Source organism: Cohnella hongkongensis (assembly GCF_042654645.1).
Classification (GTDB): domain Bacteria; phylum Bacillota; class Bacilli; order Paenibacillales; family Paenibacillaceae; genus Cohnella; species Cohnella hongkongensis.
Genome location: NZ_JBHSEP010000003.1, coordinates 160,977 through 184,057 on the forward strand (window position 1 = coordinate 160,977; position 23,081 = coordinate 184,057).

General features: G+C 59.0%; 23 protein-coding genes and 1 pseudogene. 7 read left to right on the top strand and 17 right to left on the bottom strand.

The window, feature by feature from the left end; genetic code table 11:
* Positions 1 to 26 precede the first annotated feature (26 nt).
* Positions 27 to 1,019 carry a sensor histidine kinase gene (locus tag ACFO3S_RS06225; protein ID WP_378093443.1) on the bottom strand — a complete coding sequence of 331 codons (993 nt, stop codon included), beginning with the start codon at positions 1,017 to 1,019 and terminating at the stop codon, positions 27 to 29.
* Positions 1,016 to 1,723, bottom strand: a complete 708-nt coding sequence (locus tag ACFO3S_RS06230; RefSeq protein WP_378093445.1) for a response regulator transcription factor — start codon at positions 1,721 to 1,723, stop codon at positions 1,016 to 1,018. The genes ACFO3S_RS06225 and ACFO3S_RS06230 overlap by 4 nt, the downstream gene beginning before the upstream one ends.
* Before the next feature lie 204 nt (positions 1,724 to 1,927).
* On the opposite strand from ACFO3S_RS06230, the gene ACFO3S_RS06235 reads away from it, so the two are divergent.
* A complete protein-coding gene (locus ACFO3S_RS06235) occupies positions 1,928 to 2,512 on the top strand; it encodes a hypothetical protein (protein WP_378093447.1) in 585 nt (194 codons plus the stop codon).
* Here the strand turns inward: ACFO3S_RS06235 and ACFO3S_RS06240 are convergent.
* Positions 2,502 to 2,810 carry an MTH1187 family thiamine-binding protein gene (locus tag ACFO3S_RS06240; protein WP_378093449.1) on the bottom strand — a complete coding sequence of 103 codons (309 nt, stop codon included), beginning with the start codon at positions 2,808 to 2,810 and terminating at the stop codon, positions 2,502 to 2,504. The genes ACFO3S_RS06235 and ACFO3S_RS06240 overlap by 11 nt on opposite strands.
* Before the next feature lie 95 nt (positions 2,811 to 2,905).
* Complete coding sequence (locus ACFO3S_RS06245; RefSeq protein WP_378093451.1) at positions 2,906 to 3,184, bottom strand: hypothetical protein; 279 nt, start codon at positions 3,182 to 3,184, stop codon at positions 2,906 to 2,908.
* 258 nt (positions 3,185 to 3,442) lie between these two features.
* On the opposite strand from ACFO3S_RS06245, the gene xerS reads away from it, so the two are divergent.
* Both xerS and fumC read left to right on the top strand, forming a co-directional pair.
* Entirely contained in the window at positions 3,443 to 4,528 is a 1,086-nt protein-coding gene (xerS, locus tag ACFO3S_RS06250) for a tyrosine recombinase XerS (protein WP_378093453.1), read from the top strand.
* A gap of 141 nt (positions 4,529 to 4,669) precedes the next feature.
* On the top strand, positions 4,670 to 6,055 hold the full coding sequence (gene fumC, locus ACFO3S_RS06255; protein WP_378093910.1) for a class II fumarate hydratase: 1,386 nt from the start codon (positions 4,670 to 4,672) through the stop codon (positions 6,053 to 6,055).
* A gap of 32 nt (positions 6,056 to 6,087) precedes the next feature.
* On the opposite strand, the gene ACFO3S_RS06260 is transcribed toward fumC, so the two are convergent.
* The 5 genes from ACFO3S_RS06260 to ACFO3S_RS06280 form a co-directional block, all read right to left on the bottom strand.
* Entirely contained in the window at positions 6,088 to 6,249 is a 162-nt protein-coding gene (locus ACFO3S_RS06260) for a hypothetical protein (RefSeq protein ID WP_378093456.1), read from the bottom strand.
* Between the two features lie 47 nt (positions 6,250 to 6,296).
* Positions 6,297 to 6,692, bottom strand: a complete 396-nt coding sequence (locus ACFO3S_RS06265) for a glyoxalase superfamily protein (RefSeq protein ID WP_378093458.1) — start codon at positions 6,690 to 6,692, stop codon at positions 6,297 to 6,299.
* 164 nt (positions 6,693 to 6,856) lie between these two features.
* A complete protein-coding gene (locus ACFO3S_RS06270; protein WP_378093460.1) occupies positions 6,857 to 7,579 on the bottom strand; it encodes a metallophosphoesterase family protein in 723 nt (240 codons plus the stop codon).
* Entirely contained in the window at positions 7,576 to 8,061 is a 486-nt protein-coding gene (locus ACFO3S_RS06275; RefSeq protein WP_378093462.1) for a GNAT family N-acetyltransferase, read from the bottom strand. Before ACFO3S_RS06275 ends, ACFO3S_RS06270 begins: the two co-directional genes overlap by 4 nt.
* 150 nt (positions 8,062 to 8,211) lie before the next feature.
* Complete coding sequence (locus ACFO3S_RS06280) at positions 8,212 to 8,550, bottom strand: ArsR/SmtB family transcription factor (RefSeq protein ID WP_378093464.1); 339 nt, start codon at positions 8,548 to 8,550, stop codon at positions 8,212 to 8,214.
* A gap of 109 nt (positions 8,551 to 8,659) precedes the next feature.
* Here ACFO3S_RS06280 and ACFO3S_RS06285 point away from each other — a divergent pair, with 109 nt between their 5' ends.
* Positions 8,660 to 10,036, top strand: a complete 1,377-nt coding sequence (locus ACFO3S_RS06285) for an MFS transporter (protein ID WP_378093466.1) — start codon at positions 8,660 to 8,662, stop codon at positions 10,034 to 10,036.
* Positions 10,037 to 10,146: 110 nt separating this feature from the next.
* On the opposite strand, the gene ACFO3S_RS06290 is transcribed toward ACFO3S_RS06285, so the two are convergent.
* The 7 genes and pseudogenes from ACFO3S_RS06290 to ACFO3S_RS06320 all read right to left on the bottom strand — a co-directional run bounded on the left by ACFO3S_RS06290 (position 10,147) and on the right by ACFO3S_RS06320 (position 16,559).
* Positions 10,147 to 11,274, bottom strand: coding sequence for an NADH:flavin oxidoreductase (locus ACFO3S_RS06290; RefSeq protein WP_378093468.1), 1,128 nt, complete (start codon positions 11,272 to 11,274; stop codon positions 10,147 to 10,149).
* A gap of 72 nt (positions 11,275 to 11,346) precedes the next feature.
* On the bottom strand, positions 11,347 to 11,658 hold the full coding sequence (locus ACFO3S_RS06295) for an ArsR/SmtB family transcription factor (RefSeq protein ID WP_378093470.1): 312 nt from the start codon (positions 11,656 to 11,658) through the stop codon (positions 11,347 to 11,349).
* A 93-nt stretch (positions 11,659 to 11,751) separates the two neighbouring features.
* On the bottom strand, positions 11,752 to 13,329 hold the full coding sequence (locus ACFO3S_RS06300) for an NAD(P)H-hydrate dehydratase (protein WP_378093472.1): 1,578 nt from the start codon (positions 13,327 to 13,329) through the stop codon (positions 11,752 to 11,754).
* Positions 13,330 to 13,362: 33 nt separating this feature from the next.
* A complete protein-coding gene (locus ACFO3S_RS06305) occupies positions 13,363 to 14,370 on the bottom strand; it encodes a phosphotransferase (protein WP_378093474.1) in 1,008 nt (335 codons plus the stop codon).
* 127 nt (positions 14,371 to 14,497) lie between these two features.
* A complete protein-coding gene (locus tag ACFO3S_RS06310) occupies positions 14,498 to 15,337 on the bottom strand; it encodes a VanW family protein (protein WP_378093476.1) in 840 nt (279 codons plus the stop codon).
* Complete coding sequence (locus ACFO3S_RS06315) at positions 15,334 to 15,888, bottom strand: GNAT family N-acetyltransferase (protein ID WP_378093478.1); 555 nt, start codon at positions 15,886 to 15,888, stop codon at positions 15,334 to 15,336. The genes ACFO3S_RS06310 and ACFO3S_RS06315 overlap by 4 nt, the downstream gene beginning before the upstream one ends.
* A gap of 2 nt (positions 15,889 to 15,890) precedes the next feature.
* Positions 15,891 to 16,559, bottom strand: a pseudogene (locus ACFO3S_RS06320) (HD domain-containing protein).
* 241 nt (positions 16,560 to 16,800) lie between these two features.
* On the opposite strand from ACFO3S_RS06320, the gene ACFO3S_RS06325 reads away from it, so the two are divergent.
* Positions 16,801 to 17,475 (top strand): response regulator transcription factor, encoded by a 675-nt coding sequence (locus ACFO3S_RS06325; RefSeq protein ID WP_378093480.1) that lies wholly within the window; start codon positions 16,801 to 16,803, stop codon positions 17,473 to 17,475.
* Between the two features lie 104 nt (positions 17,476 to 17,579).
* On the top strand, positions 17,580 to 18,653 hold the full coding sequence (locus tag ACFO3S_RS06330) for a HAMP domain-containing sensor histidine kinase (protein WP_378093482.1): 1,074 nt from the start codon (positions 17,580 to 17,582) through the stop codon (positions 18,651 to 18,653).
* A 65-nt stretch (positions 18,654 to 18,718) separates the two neighbouring features.
* Here the strand turns inward: ACFO3S_RS06330 and ACFO3S_RS06335 are convergent, their stop codons facing one another.
* Complete coding sequence (locus tag ACFO3S_RS06335; protein WP_378093484.1) at positions 18,719 to 19,009, bottom strand: hypothetical protein; 291 nt, start codon at positions 19,007 to 19,009, stop codon at positions 18,719 to 18,721.
* Between the two features lie 242 nt (positions 19,010 to 19,251).
* Between ACFO3S_RS06335 and ACFO3S_RS06340 the strand changes: the two genes are divergently transcribed.
* The gene (locus ACFO3S_RS06340) at positions 19,252 to 23,028 is read left to right on the top strand and encodes a response regulator (protein ID WP_378093486.1); all 3,777 of its coding nucleotides are present in this window, start codon (positions 19,252 to 19,254) and stop codon (positions 23,026 to 23,028) included.
* The last annotated feature ends 53 nt before the right edge of the window (positions 23,029 to 23,081 follow it).

The following is a 23,081-nucleotide window of genomic DNA, read 5'->3' on the forward strand; positions in this document are numbered from 1 at the left end:
GCCTATCGATTTGTCTTTCAGCTTCCTTACATCGATGTAAGGTAAGAGGAGAAGACGACGCGGACGCGGGTGCCGACGCCAAGCTCCGACTCCAGCTCGAGCCGGTGGCCGAGCCGATCGGCGATCTCGCGGGCGAAATAGAGGCCCATTCCGGTCGATTCCCGGTATTTGCGCCCGTTGTCGCCGGTAAAGAACGGCTGGAACACGCGCTTGCGATCTTCCGGAGGAATGCCGATCCCCCGGTCGCGAATTTCCAGAACCGCCTCGGTGCCCCGAACGAAAGAAGAAAAGCTGACTTTCTCGCGGGAATCCGCCGAATACTTGACGGCGTTCGTCACGAGCTGACCGACCAGAAAGCCGAGCCATTTGGCGTCGCTCTCCACGAGCAGGCGGGCGTCGACCTGCAGGTCCGGATACACGCTGCTGCCGATGAACAGCCGTTTGTTCTCGCGAATCGCATTTTCGGCGATCGACCTGAGCGAGACCGGCTCTACCTGGAAGTCTCGCTCGAACGTCTCCAGACGGGCCGCGTAAAGCACCGTCTCCAGCCCTCGCTCCATCCGGTCCGCCTCTTCCCTCACGCTGGCCGAGCGCGGATCGTCCTCCTCCTCCATCGTAAGCCGGATGACCGAGAGCGGCGTTTTCATCTGATGCACCCATTGGTTTATGAAGATCAGATGATCTTTGCGCGACTTCTCGGCCGCCTTGATCTGCTGCTGAAAGTGGCGGTATTGCGCCTGCAGCAGGCCGTCGGCCGCTTCGGCCAGCGGAGCGGTTCCAAGCCCGTGAATCGAATCGTCCAGCGAAGCCGTCGGCTCGCTTAAGGCGCGGTAGAGCGACCGGTGCGAGACATAGCGATAGATCAAATACCCGGCAAGAAATACAAGCCCGATAAATACCGCATACAATCCGGTCAGAAAATGGCGATAGCCGTCCAGCCAGTAGATCAGCAGAACGAGAAAAAGCTGGGCAATCTGCATCAGAATGAGCGGCAGATGCTCGCGGATAAACAATCTCATTCCCCGTCGCCCGCCTCCCAGACCGGCAGAAGCCGGTATCCCGCCCCGCGCACCGTTTCCAGACTGTCTTCAATGCCGAATTCCTGCAGCTTCTTGCGCAAGCGGGCGATGTTCACGTTTAAAGTGTTTTCGTCGACGAACGCCTGGTCGTCCCACAGCTCCTCCAGCAGCGCCTCGCGTCCGACGATCCGCGGAGACCGCTTCATCAGCGTCTCCAGCAGGACGGCCTCCTTCTTCGTCAGCGCGCTGCCCGCGCCATGAAGCGACAGCTCCAGCCTCTCCGGAAACAGTCGAAGTCCGGCCAGCTTCACGATTCTCTCCTCGCTCCGCTCGGCATACTCCCCGTAAGCTCGTCTTAGCTGGCTGCGGATTTTGGCCATGACGACCTCCATGTGGAAGGGCTTCGTAATATAGTCGTCCGCTCCGTATTCGAGCGCCATCACTTGATCCATCTCTCCGGCGCGCGCCGAGATGAACAGAATCTGACAGGTGGAGATGGCGCGGATCTGGCGGCACCAGTAGAAGCCGTCGAACTTCGGCAGATTGACGTCCATGAGAACGAGATGAGGATCGTACTTGCGGAAAAAATCGGTCACAAGAGCGAAATCTTCGACAACTCCGGTCTCGTAGCCGTACTTCTCGATGTTCGCTTGCAGCAGCGCCGCCAGCTTCGGATCGTCCTCGCAGATCATAATCCGGTGCACAAGCATCCCCCCTTCCCGAATCGAAATCTTGTAACTCTTAAAACCAAATTCTAGTTGCCGCCGGCCTTGCCGCGAATCCGCCTTTAGTCGGGGTTGGGCTCGGACCAACGTCTTGAGTGCGAACACAACTCGGGTGCGTTATGAACAGGCGGTCTATTCGATAAGATGGAACACAGAAGAAATGTGCGGAAGGAGTTGCCCCTGATGAACCAAAACGAGGTCTACATCGTCTTGACCGCCACCGGAACGCTGTTCAGCGAGACGATCAAGTGGTTTACGAAAGCGCCGCTCAATCACGCCTCGATCGCCTTTGATCCGGAGCTTAACGAGGTGTACAGCTTCGGACGGAAGAAGCTTCGCAATCCGTTCTTCGCCGGCTTTATTCAAGAAAACTTCAAGCATCCGTTCTACGGCCAGGCGAGCTGCGCGGTATACCGGATCCGAGTCGGAGAACGAGGCTTCGAGCAGGCCCGCCGTCTCATCGGCGAGATGAAGCAAAATCCCGAACGCTACAAGTATCATCTGCTCGGTCTGATCGGCGTGCTGCTTCGGCGCAGAATTCCTAGGGAGAACGCTTATTTCTGCTCGCACTTCGTCGCTTCCGTATTGGAGCGCTGCGGCTGCCGTCCCGTCGACAAGCCGGCCTGCTTCATTACGCCCGGAGATTTCGAGCAGTCGCTCTCGGGCGAGCAGATTTACCGGGGGACGATCGCCGGCTATCTGTCCCGCTACGAGCCGAATTATCCGGCGGCCGCATACGGATCGGCGTTCGCCTCCGTTACCGCTTAAGCTTCTCTTCCACCGAGAGAAGCTTCTGCTCCATCGTTCCCCGCTTGTCCCTGCGGTCGTCGATCGTCAGCGTCGTCGACACTCTCGCCGCTCCGCACTCGAACGGAACCTCGTGCATGCGGCGAACGACGGTCAGCAGCTCGTCCAGCTCTCCCTCGATGATCGTGCTCATCGGCGTCAGCTGATAGCGGATCCGGTCTCCGGACTGCTCCAGCACCCGGTGAACGGCCGCGACATATTCGCCCACGCTTGGCGAGCCTGTGCCCAGAGGCACAATCGTCACTTGTACGATTGCCACTTCAACCCCTCCTTTCCTTCCAGCTTCGAATTCAAATTAATGGCATTAATCATAAGGCTATGTCCTCGGTTTACTTTAATTTTGTTATGTCACCTTTAAGGTCGATCGATATTTTTCTTGGGCCGGAAACGATCGTATGCCGCTTGGATGCCCCATACGATTGAACCGATTAAATAAAGCGGAAATACGATGACGAGCATCGTCGCAAAGTCGCCCAGATCGTCCCATTCCCCCGTGTGGCGCAGCTGTGCCTGCAGCATGATCAGACAGCCGGTCGCATAGATGCCAAGCGGCCACCATCTTCTCCTGAATCCGGCCAGTATCGGCAGGGCGACGAATACGATCCAAACGATGACGTACACCGGTCCGTGCATGCGGTCTCTCCTTTCGAAGACGACTTCGAACTCTCTTTCATTGTAACAAAATCCGGCAGCCAGGCGAAATGACCGTTCCGCGGCCAAGGAAAACGAAACCTCCCGCCGCCTCTTCCACGCTGCCCTTCCAAGGGCTTCATGCGCGCCATGTCCTTCGACATCCTCAGAACCGTTCTGAATCGTGTAACTAAGCCCTGCGGCTCTTGAATTCGGGCCTTCGTCCGTTTACAGTAAAATTATCCCTAACGAGGTGAGCGCATGAATCTGCAAAAACGCAAAGACCGCGAAGAGCTCGAGCGGCGCATTCCGGCCATGCCCTGGTACGTCGACAAGTTCATCAACTATAAGCTGCCCGATCTCTCCCCTTCCACTCTGCTCGAATACGTCAGAGACTACGAGATTTTCCTCTCCTGGCTGATGGCGGAAGGGCTGACCTCTGCGTCGAAAATGGCGGACGTGCCGCTGGAGGATTTGGAGCGCCTGCATATGGACAGCGTCGATCATTTTCGGATGCACCTGGCGACGAAGCGGGATCATGCCAATACGAAAACGACGATCTCCCGCAAGCTGTCCTCCCTCCGATCGTTGTTTCATTATTTGAGCCAGATTGCCGAGGACGATAACTTCTACCCGCTGCTGAAGCGCAACGTGATGGCGAAAGTGTCGGTCAAACGCACGCATAAGCCGAAGGATACCGCCGCCAAGCTGGAAGGCAAGCTGCTGCAGGAACAGGAGATCGTCGAATTCATTCATTACATTAAACAAGATTACGCCCACGACGTCGCCGCGAACAAGCAGGCGGTTTACTCTCATGAGCTTAACCGGGTCCGAGACTGCTGCATCGTCAGCCTCATTCTCAATTCGGGCCTGCGCGTGTCGGAGCTCGTCAACTTGAACGTGGACGACGTCGATATCAAGAAACGGCTCGTCTACGTCTACCGCAAAGGGAAAAACGACGATACGTTCAAGACGCCCGTCTATTTTCGCCAGGATACGATTCCCGATCTGGAGGAATACGTCGCCCAGCGGGATACGAGGTATAAAGCGCCCAAGCGGGAAAAGGCGATGTTTCTGGCGATCGCCAACGGCAAGAAGGAAGGCTCTCGCATGACGAAGCGGGCGATCCAGGCGATGGTGCTTAAGTACGCCAAACGGTTCGGCAAGCCCTACTTGTCCGTGCACAAGCTGAGACACTCCTTCGCCACCGACTATTATTTGAGCAACGATCTGTACAAAACCCAGGAACAGCTTGGCCACGCTTCCCCGGAGACGACGCAAATCTATGCCCATCTCACCGACAAGACGATGGCCGAAGCGATCGACCGGCGCAGGGAAGAAGCTTAAAGCGGGACGACTTTCCCCTTTTAACATCAGAGCGCCGGAACTCTAAAGCGGTCATGATTATTTTGCTTCCATCAGTTAGATGCTACAGTCGAGGCCGTGGTCGTTCTTGCTCAATTTCTGAAGAAGTCGAGGTGCATGAAGATGGATTACCGGATTGAAAAAGACTCGCTCGGCGAGGTGCAGGTTCCTGCGGATAAGCTGTGGGGCGCGCAGACGCAAAGAAGCTTGAGCAACTTCCGGATCGGCACGGAGAAAATGCCGCTGGAGCTCGTCCGCGTGTTCGCCCTTCTCAAGAAGGGCGCCGCTCTCGCCAATGCGGAGCTGGGCAAGCTGAACGCCGACAAGGCGCAGGCGATTGTGGACGCGGCGGACGAAATCGCGCGCGGCGATTGGGACGAGCACTTCCCTCTCGGGGTATGGCAGACAGGCAGCGGCACGCAGTCGAACATGAACGTCAACGAGGTGATCGCCAACCGCGCCAACCAATTGCTGGCCGACCGCGGCTCCGAGCAGCGCATCCACCCGAACGACGATGTCAACAAATCGCAAAGCTCCAACGACACGTTCCCGACCGCAATGCACGTCGCCGCGCTTATCGCCGTGGAGGATCTCGTCCTGCCCGCGATCGGCAAGCTGAAGTCGACGCTGCAAGCCAAGAGCGAGCAGTTCGCGGACGTGATCAAAATCGGCAGAACGCATCTGCAGGACGCCACTCCCCTTACGCTTGGCCAGGAGATCGGCGGCTGGGTCGCGATGCTGGACAAATCGGAGCGGATGATCCGGGACTCCGCCGAATATTTGCGGGACCTGGCGATCGGCGGAACGGCCGTCGGAACCGGCATCAACGCCCATCCACAGTTCGGGGACAAAGTGGCGGAGAAGCTGAGCGAGTTAAGCGGCAAGCCGTTCCGTTCCTCGAACAACAAGTTCCACGCCCTGACGAGCCACGACGAGCTGGTCCACGTTCACGGCGCTTTCAAGGCGTTAGCCGCCGATCTGATGAAGATCGCCAACGACGTTCGCTGGCTGGCCAGCGGCCCCCGCAGCGGCATCGGGGAAATCACCATCCCGGCCAACGAACCGGGAAGCTCGATCATGCCGGGCAAGGTGAACCCGACCCAATCGGAAGCGATGACGATGGTCGTCGCCCAGGTGCTGGGCAACGACGTCACGGTCGGCTTTGCCGCAAGCCAAGGCAACTTCGAGCTGAACGTGTTCAAGCCGGTCATCATCTACAATTTCCTGCAATCGGCGCGCTTGCTGGCCGACGCGATCCATTCCTGGAACGACAACTGCGCCGTCGGCATCGAGGCCAATATCCCCGTCATTCAGGGACATCTCGAACGTTCCCTTATGCTCGTGACGGCGCTGAATCCGCACATCGGCTACGAGAACGCGGCTTCGATCGCCAAGACCGCGCATGCGGAGGGCTTAACGCTGAAGGAGGCCGCCCTGCGCAGCGGACTGCTGACGGAGCAGCAATTCGACGAGATCGTCCGTCCGGAGCATATGATCCATCCCAAGTAATAAGAGAGCAGGAAGCAAGGCTCGCTTACGCCCTACTTCCTGCTCTTCTTGCTTGCGATCCAGAACGCCAAAATGATGACCGGAATGAGAATAAACCACGGAATATGGATCGTGCTTTGCGTAATCGCCGCCAGAATCATCACCAGCACGACAAAGCCGATCAAATAAAGACAGCCCCTTCCGAACGTTTCCAAGCCCTCGCTCCTTTCCTTCTATACGGCAGACGATCGGCTTATCACCGTCAAGTTTCGGGAGACCGACCGCCCAACCTTTCGAAGAACGTAAGCCGGTTGCCGAACGGATCGACGACCCGCACTTCCAGACAGCCAAAAGCCTGTTCCAATCCCGGCCTGGCGTAGCCATAATGTTTCGCGGTCAAATACCGGTGGTATTCGGCCAGCTTTGCCGTCTCGATGCGCATCGCCGAGCCCGGCGTACCGTCTCCGTGATGCTCCGTCAGATGCAGCGCACAGCGCCCCAGCGACACTTGCGCATACAGCGGCATGTCGGGCTCGTGGCGATGCTCCCAGTCCAGACGGAACCCCAAGTAACCGACGTAAAACTCCTTCGCCTTCGCTGCGTCGAAGATTCTCAGCAGCGGCGTTATCGCCGATAATTCAAATTCCCGGACTTCCATCCGTTCACCCTCTTCGAGCTGGATAAAATCGCCAATCGCATAGCAAGCCCATCTTAACACGCAAGCGACGACAGATCAACGCCTACGGCCGCGATCGTCCGACTGCTGCCCGGAGATTGCCGCGTGTACGGCAGAACCGGCCATGCGTTCACCGATTTATACGATCAGAGAGATGACGAACGATTTCTTATCGCGAGCGTAGAGTACGCGCCTTCTTCATAGATGAGGCAGTTGAGCTGCGCCCCGTAAGCGCATCCGCCGTCAATCGCGATCTTGTCTTCATGGAACCACACTTCGGGCGCGCCGTGGATCTCCTCGGCTCTCGTATGCCCGAACACGACCGTCCTGTCGACCTTCGTTCGAAACCGGAAAAACTCCTTCTTAATGTACATGAAATCGCGGACAGGCTGATCCTTCCAATTCGGATATGCGGGATTCAGTCCGGCGTGAACGCAAATATGCCGATCGTCCTCGTAATAAAGAGGCAGTTTGCTCAGAAAATCGATATGATGCCCGTAGTTGCGTTTGATATAGGAGACCGCTTCGCTTAGGGTGTCCCCGTTCATTTCGTCCCGGCCCAGTCCGCAGTAGCTGAAAATCGTCCGCTTGCCGCCATGCTCCATAAACTTCGATCGCACGAGCGAATCGTTCGTACGAATCAAGTCGACCAGCCTCTGATCGTGATTCCCTCTCAACGCTACCGCCCCGTGACGTTCGACCAGTTCCATCACTTTGTCGACGACGTCCCTGCTCCTCGGGCCTCTGTCCACGTAATCGCCCAGCAGAACAAGCCGATCCTGTCCGGGATCGTAGCGGGTCTCCTCCAACAAGCGCTCGAACGGCTCCAGACAGCCGTGAATGTCGCTGATCATCAGCGTCCGCTTCATATCGTCACCTGCCCCTCGACCGGCATGCTCATCCGGATTCCCGCGAGCTTGCGCGAGCCTTCCTGCAGACGGACCTCGTAGGGCGTGAATCCCAGGCCGGCGTAGAATAACAGCGCGCGCGTATTCGTGTTATGACAGATTAGCCGAACCGTCTTGACGCCATGCTCCTCGGCCGCCCGATTGATCAGCGTCTGGATCAAATAGCCGGCCGCCCCCGAGCCTCTGCATGACGGACGAACGATGACGTTGCCGATCCAGCAATCTTCACCGTCGCTCACCTCGTACAGATTGCCGTATGCGATGACGACGTCCGAATCGGTAACGACGGTCGGGCAGCTTCGGTCGGCGGCGGCCGCGCGAAGCTGTTCCGCAGTCAACGGATAAGTCGCTTTCGGATACATGTAGAAAGCCTCGTCTTCGTTTAGCGGAAAAGATGCGATCACCGGGAAATCCGCGTCTGTGGCGTTGCGGTAATGAAACATAGCGGCCACTCCCTTCTATTTAACGTTATTAATTACTCACCATAACTTTCTGCGCGACCCCTCCCTATTCCTTTTTTCTTTTAATGGATTTTTACGCCGTGGAACGCGGAATAAGACCGCGATGCTCGCGGTCTTGACGCTGATGGCCGATTACTCTTCAGGAGCGAGCGCAGCTTTGTCTCCCGAGTTGTCATACGCATCCAATACCGACGCCAGCAACCCCGGAAATCTCTCCTCCAGGTCTTCCGTCCGCAGCGAGAGCAATCTCTGCGTCCCCTTCACGCGAACCCGGATCAGGCCCGCTTCCCGAAGCGTGCGCGAGTGATGCGAGAACGTGGACTTGACCACGGGAACGTCGATGCTCCCGCAGGCCAGCTCTCCGGCCTTGTGCAGTCCGGAGACGATATATAGGCGCACGGGATCGCTCAAGGCATAGAGCACCGAGGAAAGCTGGATGTCAGCGTTATCCGGATGGTACAGCGGCTTCATCGTTTGTCATGCCTCCCCTTCGCAAGCTCTTTATTGCATTTTACCATATGCCGTGCTATATTTCTAATATTCGATTACAATCGAACTATAGAAATGGAGAGAACCCGACATGTCCAATCCGCGACAAGCTTTGCCCGGCGGCCGGCCGGAGCGACCTGCGATGAGAGAAGGCGTCGTGACTTTAATTCTCGGTCTAACGGTCGTTCTCGTCATCATGAATACGATGATGTTTAATCTCGCCCTTCCCGATGTTGCCGCGGACTTCCGTCTCTCTCCCTCTTCGACTTCATGGATCGTGACGGGCTACTCCATCGTGTTCGCGATTTCCTCGATTACGTACAGCAGGCTTTCCGATTTCATTCCTCTTAGAAGATTGTTTCTGATCGGCATTTTGTCGCTGAGCCTGGCGGCCGTGGCCGGTTACTTCAGCGACAGCTTCCTGTCGCTGCTGCTCGTGCGTCTGGTGCAAGCCTCCGGAGCCGGTGCGGTACCGGCGCTGTCGCTCGTTCTGATCGCGCGGTACGTGCCGATCGAACGCAGAGGCAAAGCGATGGCCGCCATCATGTCGGCGGCTTCGCTCGGCCTCGGTCTCGGTCCGGTCGCGGGCGGCGCGATCGTCGAGTACTTGGGCTGGCACTACCTGTTCGTCGTCACCGCGATCACGCTGCTGCTCGTTCCTTTCTTCGCGGCGCTCATTCCGGCGGAGAAGCCGGAGCAGGGCTCCTTCGACGTTCCGGGAGCCGCTTTCGCCGCAATCGGGACGACCGGGCTGCTGCTCTTCCTGACCAGCTCGTCCTGGATCGCGCTAGCGGCCGGAGCGGCGTCGCTGCTGCTCTTCGTCGTGCGCATCAGAACGGCGGCAGAGCCGTTCGTAGCTCCGGCACTGTTCCGCAACCGCACTTATCTGATGCTTGGAGCCGTTGGCATCGTCGGCTACTTGTGCAGCTTCTCGACGCTGTACCTGCTCCCCCAAATTCTCGTGCCCCATTACGAACTAAGCGCTATCGGAGCGGGGATGGTCATTTTTCCAGGGTCGCTGCTGTCGATGCTCGTCTCGAGGAAAGTCGGCAGCTTCATCGATTCGAAGGGCAACGACGCGATTATCCGCTATGTTCCCTTCGTCATGCTGCTGTCCGTCGTCCTGTTCGCCGTGTTCGTCGGATCGGGATACGTCGCCATCCTGCTCGCCTATATGGTTCTCAGCGTCGGTTTTACGTTCCTGACGAGCAGCATTTCCAACGAGATGTCCAGAATATTGGAGCCTAAGCAGATCGGCTCAGGCATGGGGCTGTTCCAGCTGCTGCAGTTTTTCAGCGGGGCTTTCGGCGTGGCCTTGACGGCGAGCGCCCTCGGCTGGCAGAAGACGTATACGCTCCCCCGCGCCTTCTCCAACATCTACTGGGGGTTGGCCGTCGTCGTTCTCGCCTCGATCGCGTGCGGATTGGCGTATCTCCGCTCCCGAAGCCGGCAGACGGCGACCATTTAACGCGGTCCCAGCGAAGCGTTTCGCTTCCCGATGCGCTCTGCCGCTCGTGTCCAGCCCATGATGGATGAGTCGATTTTCCGCGCGTGTTGGCCTAGGAATTCCGTCCAGGCTTAATACAGCGTCCGGAGGGATTCCGCCTTGAACGTCTGCAGCTCGTCGAAACGGCCGTCGCGAATTTTCGCGGCCCAGAGCGGATCGGCCAGCAGCGAGCGGCCGACGGCGACGAGGTCGAATTCCTCTTGCTCCAACCGATCGATGAGCTGGCCGATGTCGGCTACGTCCGAGTTTTGCCCGCGGAACGCTCCGTTGAATTCGACGTCCAGGCCGACGGAGCCGACCGTGATCGTCGGTTTGCCGGTCAATTTCTTCACCCATCCTGCAAGATTCAAGTCAGATCCCGGAAATTCCGGTTCCCAGAAGCGGCGCGTCGAACAGTGGAAAATATCGACGCCGGCGTCGACAAGAGGCGCGAGAAATCGCTCCAGCTCCTCCGGCGTCTTCGCCAGCTTCGCATCGTAAAACCCCGACTTCCATTGGGAAATACGCAAAAGAATCGGATAGTCCTCGCCCGCCGCGCGTCTGCTTGCTCTGACGATATCGGCCGCGAACTTCGTGCGGGAGACGATATCGCCTCCGTATGGATCGTCCCTGCGATTTGTCTGCTCCCAGAAAAACTGGTCGATCAGATAGCCGTGCGCGCCATGCAGCTCGATGCCGTCGAAACCGAGGCGCTTGGCTTCCCCGGCGGCCCGACCGAACGCTTCCACGATCGATTCGATCTCCTCCACAGACAGCGGCTCGTTCGTCTTCTCTCCCGCTAGAGTAAGACCCGAGGGGCCGACCGAAGGCGCTTCCGGGTTCGGGAGCGAGCCGTTTTGGCGCGTCATGCCGACATGCCAGAGCTGCGGCACGATTTTGCCGCCTGCCTCGTGCACCTCGGAGACGACCTTCGCCCAGCCTTTCAACGACGCGTCGCCGTGGAACAACGGGATGTTAGGGTCTCCCGTCCCCGCCGGATGATCGATGATCGTGCCTTCGGTGACGATCAGCCCGACTCCGTTCTCCGCCCTGCGCCGGTAATAAGCCGCCACGTCCGGTCCCGGCACTCCTCCCGGGGAACGGCTCCGAGTCATCGGTGCCATGACGATCCGATTAGACAATTGAAGCTTCTCCGACGCGAACGGCTTAAACAACGTTTCGGACGCACGCTGCTGCGCGCTATAGGTTTCTTTGCTCACTCCACAACCTCCAATGTAATGAATCTGTATATACATAAATTTAGATATACGCCAAGGCGGAAAAGCCGCAGCCTAGAGACTGGCTTGAAGCCGTTCGATAAATTGGCGGATCCCCTCTTCATTGCGGCGGTAATACGTCCATTGGCAATGTCTTCTGGACTCCAGCAAGCCCGCCTGCTGCATCTTTACAAGGTAGCCCGATATGACCGATTGAGCGAGTCCTGCTTTATCCGCGATTGATCCTACGCATACCCCCCCTTGAAAATCGCAGTCCGCAGGCATATGGCTTTGCGGGCCAAAATGCCGTTCAGGCTCTTTCAGCCACTCCAGTATGCGAATTCTCGTCTCGTTCGACAGCGCCTTGATGATCGATAAAGTTTCCATAAGCCTAGTATATCTATTTTTCTAGAAATGTAAATCTATTTGGCTGCAGCTCGCAAGAGCGTCGGACGGAGCGAGCAAAAGCTAGCTCCGTCACTACAGCGCTTCGACGATATCGCCGGCAACGAGGGAACCGAGCGAGCTGCGGTTCGCGGCGGCGAGATCGCCGGCCGCTCCATGCCAGTAGACGCCGATCGCCGCGGCCTTCTCGGCTGCGAATCCTTGGGCGAGCAAGCTGCCGATCATGCCCGCGAGCACGTCGCCCGAGCCGCCGGTCGCCATGCCGGCGTTGCCCGTCGTGTTTACCCACGCGTCTCCGCGCGGGGAGGCGACGACGGTGCGCGCTCCCTTCAGCACAACGTGGACGCCGTATCGTTCCGCAAGACGACGCGCCGCCCCGAGCCGATCTCGTTCGATCTCCGGAACGGACACTCCGCACAGTCTCGCCATTTCCCCCGGATGCGGCGTTACGATCGTTTCGCCCTGTCGAGGGCCCCATGACGCGAACTCTCCGGAGGAGACCGCCTCGGCTGCCATGTTCAACGCGTCCGCGTCGAGAACAAGCGGTGCGGCCACACCGCTCCACAGCTCCCGCAGCCACAGCGCGTCTCCCGCCCAGCGGCCGAGGCCCGGGCCGACAACGACAGCTTGCTTGCCCGACGCGTTCGCCGCCACCTCCTTGCCGCTCGTTCCGCGCCACTCCCCAAGCCCGCCGTCGGCAACGCCGACAAGCATCGCTTCGGGTAGGTGGCCCGTCAGCGAACCGACCAACGCACTCGGCACCGCCCTGCTGACCAGTCCGCAGCCGGCCCGAAGCGCCGCTTTGGCGCACAGCAGCCCGGCTCCGCTCATGCCGCGAGAACCGGCGACGACGAACGTATGGCCGTATGTGCCTTTGTGCGAATTCGCTTTCCTTGCAAGCGGCAGCGCAATCCCCCAACGGACGGCAAGAGACGCCTTATCGAGTACGAAGGTGCGCACTTTCTCCGATTTCATAGCCGCCTCCGGAATGCCGATCGGCCGCACGACTACCTCACCCGCCGCGTCCGCTCCGGGATAAGCGAGCAGGCCGACTTTAGGCAGGGCAAGCGCAACCGTCACGCAGGCCCGTATGCAAGGCTCCGCGGTCTCTCCCGTATCGGAGTCGATTCCGCTCGGCACGTCGATCGCCACGATCGGCCGACCGCTGCCGTTCGCCTCCCGGATCAGAGAAGCCATCGGCTCGCGCGGAGCGCCTGCCGTTCCCGTGCCCAACAGCGCGTCGACGACGCCGTCCCACCGCGTCCAATCGATCGAGCCGGGCGAATACTCCTCTTGAGGCAGTCCGATGCGAGACGCGATGTCCCGCTGCAGCGCCGCCTCTCCGGTCAGCGAGTCTCTCGGCACCGCGTATACGATCCGAACCTCGAAGCCCCGGTCGGCCAGATGTCTCGCGCAGACGAGTCCATCTCCGCCGTTGTTTCCTTTGCCGGCCAGAACGAGCCACCTCGGCTGTCGGACGCCGGGAATGCCCGCATGCGCTTGCGCCGTTTTTCCCGCCCCCGCCTGCAGTCTCTCGACCTCATCCGCCACGGCTCTTCCCGCGTTCTCCATCAGCGCGATGGCGGGAATGCCGATCGCATCGATCGCGCAGCGGTCGATCTTCCGCATCTCTGCCGCAGTAACCAGATACATGACGGTTCCTCCTCCTTCCTGACGAGCAACAATTTACGACATTAAATACTTCTCGACTTTACTCGCCAACCGTTCGCTCTCCTCGCTTAGCTTCAACAAATTTCGCGCTGCCGAAGCCGTCTGCTCCCGAAGCGTTCCCATGCCGTCGACGCCGTCGAAATAACGATTCAGGAAGTGTAAAAACACGTCAAGAGTCCGCAGCCGGATTAAGCCCGGAATCGCCTCCGCTTCTTCCCGGCTTAGACGCAGCCGCCTTCCCGCGCCGCGCAGAAACGCCTCGATCAGCTCCGGGCCGTTGTGCGCGTCCAAAAATCCGGAGACGACGACGGCGATCTCCATCGCCCGAAGATCCCGCGTGCAAAACTCGAAGTCGAGAATCGCCCCGATCGCTCCCGCGCCGTCCTCCCTGGTGAGACAGTTGGAGAAGTTGATATCCCCGTGGATCAGTTGATGAGGAAGCGAACGAAAACGCGGCAAATACGCGCGGAAAGCGGTCAACTCCTCCCCGATCAGCCTCAGCGCGGCCGCTTCTTCCCGCAGCTCCGCAGGCGGCTCCTCGCAAAATTCTGCCACCTTGACCGGCGTGCACCAAGCGTATGACGACTCCATCTCGTAGTATGGGGCGTAGGCGGGCGCTCCGGGCAATTCCAGAGCGGCCAAGGCATGCACCAGCTCCCCGGTCGCGCCGCCCAAGCTTTCCGCCGCGGCGACCTCTCCCTCCGCCGGCCTCTCTCCCTCGATATAGGCAAACAGACAGGCCAGACGCTCCGTCCCGTCCTCCAGCCGCACGATCGTGCTTCCGTCGCCGGACGCAATCGGCCTCGGTACCCGAAACGAAAGATTAACCTCATTAAGTTTCTTTAACAGCCGATGCTCGAAGCGGATTTTCTCCTCGTCCTTGTGCGTCTCGTAAATTCTGAGCACCCATCTGCGCCCGTCCGCTCGCACGAAACGGGTCGTATTGTTCCAGCCGGAGTGACCCTGCTCGACGTCCCAGCGTTCGTCGGGGAAATACCGCTGCAAGATTGAATCAAATGACAAGCTTGTTCCCACTTTCCTGCGTTTTCATCGTTTCGGGCGCGGCCTCTCTTGGTTTTGGCCAGCTTCGTTCCGTCGCTTCCTCGGCGAAATGTTCAAAGCTCCCGCGCCGCACGCGGCCGCCCCGAACTCACTCCGCCGCATCCGGGGCTCCGCCCGAAGGCTCGCGAAGCAGCGGCGAGTACATCATCAGCGCATGGTTCTCGGCGATGTCTTCCTCCATCAGCCATTCCCCGTCGGCCGTATAAACGTCGCGGTAAAGCTCGTTGTGCCGGACGTAGCCGCCCCAAGACTCCAGCGTAATGCGGTGGTTCCGCTCACGCACCTCGTAGCGGTAACGCTCGGGCCTCTCCGCATGCCATGCCCCGTACAAATATTCCCCGTCCAGGCTTAACTGAAGCTGATAGGTCGACGACGTGCGGTTCGCGATCCGCAAGTCCAAATAGTTATAAGAGCAAGTAGCGCCGCTCCCGAAAGGCTGAGTCCGCCGATCGTCGGGGAAAACGTCGTAGCTGTGCCGATGTCTCTCCGTCACGGTAAGCTCCGTATGGAGCGTCATCCAGTAAATCAGGTTGGACAGCTGGCACAAGCCGCCCGCCAACCCCGACCTCACCTGGCCGCAGAACAGAATCATGCCGTCCACGTAACCTTTGCGCCGCGTCGGCCTGCCGATCGAACGCCAGTAGGACAGCGTCTCTCCCGGATGCAGCAGCAGCCCGTGCAGCCGGGGCAAGGCCGTTTTCAAGTTCGCGACCTTGTTGATCTGCAGCTGCATGTCGGCGTCGGCGAGCTTCCGGATGAGCGGGGTCCGGTGCTTCGCGACGATGAACGGCAGCGGATCCGGGCTTCTTTTCTTGGCGAACCTGACCCCTCCGAACATCCATTCCCCATAGCGGCGAACCGTATAATACCATTTGCCGGCCTTAAGCCTCAGCGGCGAACGCGCGATGGGCCGAAGCTGCGGATTCATGGCCTGTCCGTCCCCTTTTTCCAATCGGACTTGAGCAATCCCATCTGAATGACGTCCCAATAGCGGCCTTTTTTGTACTGGCGCTCCCTCAGTCTTCCTTCCTGGACGAACCCGCAGCTAAGGTAGCTTCGAATAGCCCGCTCGTTAAAATCGTACACCTCGAGCTCCAGCCGATTCAGATTCATCTCCCGAAACGCGAAGTCGACGAGCAGCTTCATCGCCTCCGTGCCGAAGCCGCGGCCCATATGCTCCTGAGAGCCGATGACGATGCCGATTTTGCCGACGCGGTTTTTCCAATCGATCGCGTCCAGACTGATCTGTCCGATGTAAGCTTCCGTGGCCAGATCGGCGATGACGAAGCCTTTGCTGTCCGAACGGCCCTCCAGCATGGACTCCACATAGCTTTCCGTCGATTGCTCCGCATGCGGGTACAGAAAAATGTCGGACAGGTGAACGACGATGTCCGGATCGTTCACCCACTGGCGAATCCAGGGAAGATCTTCCCTGCGGTATTCCCTTAACATAATGCTCGTTCCCAACAGACGAGGCATCCTCAGCCCTCCCCAGTATTCGAGTCGTCCAGCAGAAGGCCCTGTTTGACCGCCTTCTGCAGCATTTCCTGCGCATAGCGCCACAGCGTGTCGGAAGTTTCCCGGACGGGCTCGAGCCGTTTCAGCACCTGCGAGCGGACGATGCGGTTGTTCCTCCAGCTGACCCCGCCCGTGTAATAATTATGGACGACCGGCTGAAGCCGATCGAGCGCGGCGGCGTATTTGGCCTCCGGCGTCCCCCCTTCCTCGAACTCCCGCCACAGCGCCATCCATTCTTCCCGCTGATCGTCCGGCAGCAGGCCGAACAGCCTGTCCGCCGCCGCTTTTTCGCGCGCTTCCTAATCCTGATAGCCCTCCGAGTCGTAGGCAAACGTGTCGCCCGCGTCGATCTCCACGAGGTCGTGCAGCAGCAGCATTCGGACGACGCGCGCCGAGTCCAGGGACGGCTCGTTGGCGTGCTCCAGCAGAAGAAAGGACGCCAGCGCGACATGCCAGCTGTGCTCGGCCGAATTTTCGAGCCGGCTCTTGTCAATCAGATACGTTTTGCGAAGCACCGATTTCAGCTTGTCGATCTCCACCAGAAAGGCGAGCTGCGCGCTTAACCGGTCGTTGCCGTTCCAACTATCCATCGTCATCTGTTCCCTCCGCTCCTGATACGCCCATTGTACCATGGACGAGTGCGCAGTTCCTACGCCTGCCTTCAGTTCCTTGTTTCCCCTTCCCTACCCCGTCTGCCCGCAGCTGCCGCTCCGTTCATATTCCGTTCATATTCCGATCGCACAATAGAAGGGTCGGCCGAACCTGTTGCGCAGCCTCGACGCGAACCGCGACGCTGGTCGAGCGCTAGCTGGCATTTCGGCCTCCAACATCGGATAATGGATAAAATAAACGCATGAGAAGGGAGCCGCTGCGATGACCCGAATACTCGTCGTCGACGACGATCCTCACATTCGCGAGCTGGTCGAGCTGTTCCTCGTTCAGGAAGGCTTCGAGGTCGCTGCCGCTGTCGACGGCATGCATGCGCTGGAGGTGCTGGAGTCGACAGCGGTCGATCTGGTCATTCTCGACATTATGATGCCGCGCATTGACGGCTGGGAGCTGTGCAAGGAGCTGCGCGAGCATTACGATCTGCCGCTGCTCATGCTGACCGCCAAAGGAGAAACGATGCAGAAGGTCAAAGGCTTCCAGCTCGGGACGGACGACTACATGGTCAAGCCGTTCGAGCCCGTCGAGCTGGTCGCGCGGGTCAAAGCGCTGCTCAAGCGTTACCGGATAGCGATCTCGCAGAACGTAACGGTCGGAACCGTCTGTCTGAATCGGCACACCTATACGCTGCAAGCCGGCGACCAAGCGCTCACGCTTCCTCTTAAAGAATTCGAGCTGCTGTTCAAGCTGGCCAGCTATCCGGGCAAAACGTTCTCCAGGGAGCAGCTGATCGAGCAAATCTGGGGGTTCGATTACGAAGGGGACGAGCGGACGGTGGACGTCCATATCAAGAGGCTGCGCGAGAAATTTCCAGACGGCCGGCACGGCTTCCGCATCGCAACGATCCGGGGCTTGGGCTATCGCTTGGAGGTATCGCCATGACCCGGCGAGGCGCTCCTCCCAGGGGCAGGCCCGAATTTTCCGGGCGCGGGCGGGGACGACGGTATTTCAACGTATTCCGGGAAAACCTGGAGCACAGGAAGCGAATGAAGGAGCTGGGGAAGGATTTTCGGCCTTCCCGGAAATGGCTGATCTTCATTTTCGCGCAGCTCCATGTCGGACTGGCGGTTTGTTGGCTGCTCTCCCATCTCGTGCTTGACGCCGTCTACGCCAAGTGGTTTCCGCAATATGAGGATACGCTTCTTCGCCAGTATTTTACGTTCGTGCTGACCCTGATCTTCCTGTTCGTTAGCGCGAATCTGATTCGGCTGTTCTTCGCGCCTCTTCGCCGCCAGATGGAATGGTTCATGCAAATGATCCATGCGATGAAACAGCTGTCCAAGGGCAATTTTAACGTGAACCTCGACGCGAATCCGCGCTTCATGGGCCAATTCGGTCCTTTGATTACCAGCTTTAACGAGATGGCCAGCCAGCTGAACCGGATGGAGCAGATGCGGCAGGAGTTCATCTCCAACGTCTCTCACGAGATCCAGTCTCCGTTAACGTCAATCTCCGGCTTCGCCCGGGCGCTGCAGCGCGACGATCTGGCTCCCGAGACGCGCAAGCATTATCAGAACATTATCGAGACGGAGAGCAAGCGGCTGTCCCGCATGAGCGACAACCTGCTGAAGCTGACGTCGCTCGAATCCCGGCAGCATCCGTTCGACCGAAAAGCCTATCGGCTGGACAGGCAGCTTCGCCATCTTATTCTGAGCTGCGAGCCTCTGTGGCGGGAAAAAAATGTGGAAATGGACGTCGACTTGCCGGAATGCGCCGTCACCGCGGACGAAGACCTGCTGAGCCAAGTATGGGTCAACCTGCTTCATAACGGCATCAAGTTCGCTCCCGAAGGCGGAACGATCGGCGTTCGCTTGTCGAAGCTCAACGACCGAATTCGCGTGCTCATTACCGACAACGGTCCGGGCATTTCCGAGGCGGCACTCCCTCATATTTTCGAAAGGTTCTACAAAGAGGATAAAGCCCGGACGCGCGCGGGAGGCGGCAGCGGCTTGGGCCTGTCGATCGTCAAAAAAATCGTCGATATGCACGGTGGAACCGTGTTTGCGAGCAACCGAAGACCTACCGGCGCCGCCTTTACCGTCGAGCTGCCGTCCTCGTAAAGCTTCGCCGTCAGGTACGCCGCTGGCCAGCTATCGAGGCGATTGTCCCGGCCGGCTTCTTGCGGTCAGACCAAAAGTCTGTTCATCAGGAAGCGGAAAAATAAAGCCTGCAGCTCGCGCAAGGAACGGGCTCTCGTCTTGCCGAGCATGCAGGCGAAGCGGTTGGCCAGCACAGTCGGCTCGATCTTCAAGTGGCCGGCGATCTCCTCGTCCGACAATCCGTATAACAGGCACAGCTTAAGCGCCGCCGCCTCTTCCTCCGTCAATCCGTACCGCTCTCCGAACGCCTCGCACATTCGAGCGGATCGGGAATCGTCCGCGATCACGATCTCCCAATCCGCCATCATCGTTGCCACTTGCCGAATCTCCTCTCCTGCCGGAAGTCAAGCTTGTTGAATGCGGTGCCTCTAGTTGCGCCGGGTCCTCCCGACGATGTCTTCCGTTTTACTCTCTATCGATTATGATAGAATCAATGTATTAGCAGATTTAAGCAGGTTGTATTTGTTTTGTATGAAAAAGCCTAATACTTCATCCTAATATGTGGAGGGGAATTTCCATCTTCCGTTCACTTCGCTTTAAGATCGTCGTCGCTCTCCTCTTGCTTAACTCTCTCTCTTTTTTCGCGATCAGCTACATCAACTACGAAACCTCCAACAAGCAGATGAACGAACAGCTCGTTCGCCACAGCCTGTCCAGCTTAAACAGCACCGTAACCCATTTGAGCTCGATGCTCTCGCTTCGCATGAAGGAAGCCGAGCTGATCAGCCACTCCGTTCCGATGCGTCTGCGCACGACGGAGGAACGGCTGGTCTATTTGAATAATGCGGTGCGCCAGACCGATCTGCCGGTCAGGCACATCGGCATCGCTTCGCTCGCGGGCAACCTTACGCTGACGACGGGAGAGTCCCTTTCTGTCTCCGATATGTCCGCCTTTCGCCAGGCGGTCCGGGGCAGCAGCGCTTACGCCGAGATGAGGCGGGATTCGGAGGACTATCCCGTGCTCTGGCTGATGGTGCCCTACTTGAACCCGGACAATCGGCTGACGGGCGTCGTCGGCTTTGCCCTCGACGCTCCCCTGTTGTTCGGCCGCCATCTGAACTCGCGCGACGGCGAATTCGAGGACAGCGCGACGGTGCTGATCGACCGGGATACGAATCTGCTTCATTATTCGGACACGTCGCTAATTCTGAAACGGAACTATTTGGCGGAGGACCCGGCCGTCAGCGAGTTTGCCAAGCAGCTTCAGAGCAGCGGACAGGGCTATGGCGAAACAATGCTGTTCGGCCGCGTGCTGAAGCTCTTCTACGTGAAGGTGCCGAACACGGACTGGTATGCCGTATACTCCGTCTCCAAAAGCGAATTCGAAGCGCCGCTGCTGCGCTCCCTCTGGATGAACATCGGCCTGATCGGCGCCACGGAGCTCCTCTTGAGTTTGTTCCTCTACGGCGTGACGCACCGGTCGATTCTGAGCAAGCTGAAGCAGGTCGTTGCGGTGACCCAGAAAGTGGCCGCAGGCGACTTCTACCCTCGCCCGCTTTCGATTAAGAGCCGGGACGAGATGGGAACGCTGGCGAGCTCGGTCAACGGCATGATCGACAATTTGCAGGAGCTGTTCGAGCCTTATCAGGCGTTCATTCGCCACAACCAATACGCGATGATCGTGACGGATTCGAGCTTCGCAGTCACCTCCTTTAACCAGCGAGCGGAAGAAATGCTCGGCTACGCCGAGCGGGAAGTTCTCGGCAGGCAGGCGCTGCTTCTGTGGCATGACCCGGAACAGCTGCGAGACCGGGCGGCCTATTACTCCCGCAAGCTGGAGACTCGGGTGGAGCCGAACGAATCCGTGCTGTTCCTGATGCCGCGCAAAGGCTTTCTGCCCAACTGGGAGTGGACCTGGATCGACCGGAAAGGCGCGCGGATGCTCGTGTCGCTGAACACGAGCATCATCCGCCTTCCGGACGGCAGCCCCAAAGGATACGTTCTGATCGCCAGAGATATTAGCGAGATTAAACAAGCGGCCGCCACCAACACGAGACTGTTCGAGATTATGGACAGCGCTCACGACATGATCGCCTCCTTCGACGCGCGAGGGCGAATCTTCTACTTGAACAAGGCCGGGCTGGAATTCCTCGATATTGAAGCGTTGAATTCGGACAACAGCGGACTGGACCGATATTTGTCTCCTTCGATGTCGGTCCGCTTCGCCGAGGGGCTGGAAGAGGCGCGGAGCCACGGCTACTGGCAAGGAGAGATCGATTTCACGACCGCCGGCGGTCGTCTGCAGACGACCTCCATCACCGTCGTAGCCCACCGGACGGGCGACGAGAAGGAAATCTACTACTCCTCGATCGTGCGGGACATTTCCCAACAGAAGGAAATTCAGCTTCAGCTGCTGCACGCGAAAGAAGAAGCCGATCGGGCGAACGAAGCGAAAAGCTCCTTCCTCGCGCGTATGAGCCATGAAATCCGCACTCCCTTAAACGGAATCATCGGCCTCACTCATCTTCTTCTGCGGCTGGACCATACCGAGCTCCAGGCGAACTACTTGAAGCAGATTTCGCTCTCTTCCGACAATCTGCTTCGGCTGCTGAACGATATTCTGGATTATTCCAAGCTGGAGGCGGACAAGCTGACGATCGAGAACGTGCCGTTCGAGCCTGAAGATCTGCTGCAGAAGCTGAGCGGCTTATTCTCCGTGCTCATCGGTCCGAAGCCGGTCGACTTCATTATTCGCTCCGACCCCCGTCTTCCCGACTGGCTGATCGGCGACCCTACCCGGCTCAAGCAAATTTTGCTTAATCTGGGCAGCAATGCGATCAAATTCACGAACATCGGCCTGATTGAACTCTCGGTGGCCGTCTCGGAGATGAGCGATCGCCAGGCCAGGCTCAAATTCTCCGTGAAGGATACCGGTATCGGCATGACCGAGGAACAGACGCAGCGTCTGTTCAAACCGTTCGTGCAGGCCGACGAGAAGACGAGCCGCAAATACGGGGGAACGGGACTCGGGCTTGTCATTTCCCGCACGTTGGTCGAACGGATGGGCGGCGAGATAGCCGTCGCGAGCCGGTACCAGGTCGGCAGCGAGTTTTCCTTCGAGCTGACGTTCCCGGTGTGCGCGGATCGGGCGCCGGCCTTCAAGCCGCAGTTTCCCGGATTGAAAGTCGTCGTGCTGGAGGATCAGCATGCGGTGGCCGAGCATTGGCGCATGACGCTCACCTCCTTCGGCTGCGAGGCGGTGGCCCTCTCCACGTGGCGTCAGGCTCAGGCGCTGCTGCGCGAGTCCGAATGGGACGCGCTTGTCGTCGATATGGAGTGCGGAGACATGCACGGAGAAGATACCTGGAAGGAATGGAAATCGGAGCTGGACGCCGCCGGCGTCAAAGCGATCGCGTCGACTACGCTCTCCGGCCGCGACGCGCTCTACCAGCTTCCCGACGTTTACCGTCCGGAGATCGTGCTGGTCAAGCCCTCTTCCGCCCTGCAAATCCGTCAAGCGCTGCAAGTGCTGAACGATTCTTCTCGGACGGCGGCCTCCCGCGCCTCCTCCCAGCCGCCCGAAGTCGGCGGCCCGGCGCCCGCTCGGAACGGCGATCACGTCCGTTCGAGCATCTGGGTCGTCGACGATCAGGCGATTAATCGGATCGTCCTGAAGCAGCTGCTCGATTCGCAAGGCTATATGGTGCGGCTGCTGGAAAGCGGAACCGAAGCGGTCTCGCTGATCGAATCGAACCAGGCCGAAGCGGATTTGATTTTAATGGATCTTCATATGCCGGACATGGACGGCATCGAGGCGACGATTCGCATCCGCCAGCAGCTCGGCCGGGAACGGCTGCCGATCGTCGCCGTCACGGCGGACGTGACGAGCGAAATGCATGAGCGCTGCCGAAGCGCAGGCATGAACGATATTCTTACCAAGCCGATCGAGCCGAACGCTCTGTACGACTGCATCGGCCAATGGCTGCCCTCCGACCGCACGTCCGCGCCCGCGCCAATCGCTTCCGCCCAGGCGAAGCCCGGGCAGCGGCCCCGTCTTCCCGAGCTGGAGACGGCGGAAGCGCTGCGGCGGATCGGCGGCAAGGAAAAGCTGTACTTGCGGCTGCTGGACAAATTTATGGCGCAGTATGCGGGGTTCCCGGATCAGCTGGAGCGGCTCCGCACCGAAGGCAAGACGAACGACGCCATCCGTCTCGCCCATTCCCTCGGCGGGGCGGCCGGACATCTGGGGGCGCGGGCGATCCAGGAGTCCGCGGCGGCGCTTGAACGGTCGCTTCGCGGCAACGAACAGGTCGAGGAAGCGGCAAAGCGGCTTTGCCGCTCGCTGGAGCAAGGCATCGAGGCGATGAGGAATGTGCTGAAGGAAAAAAGGAGTTAGACGAACGACAAGGGTCATTATATAATAGACATGCATGGGCAAATGTTAGCAAA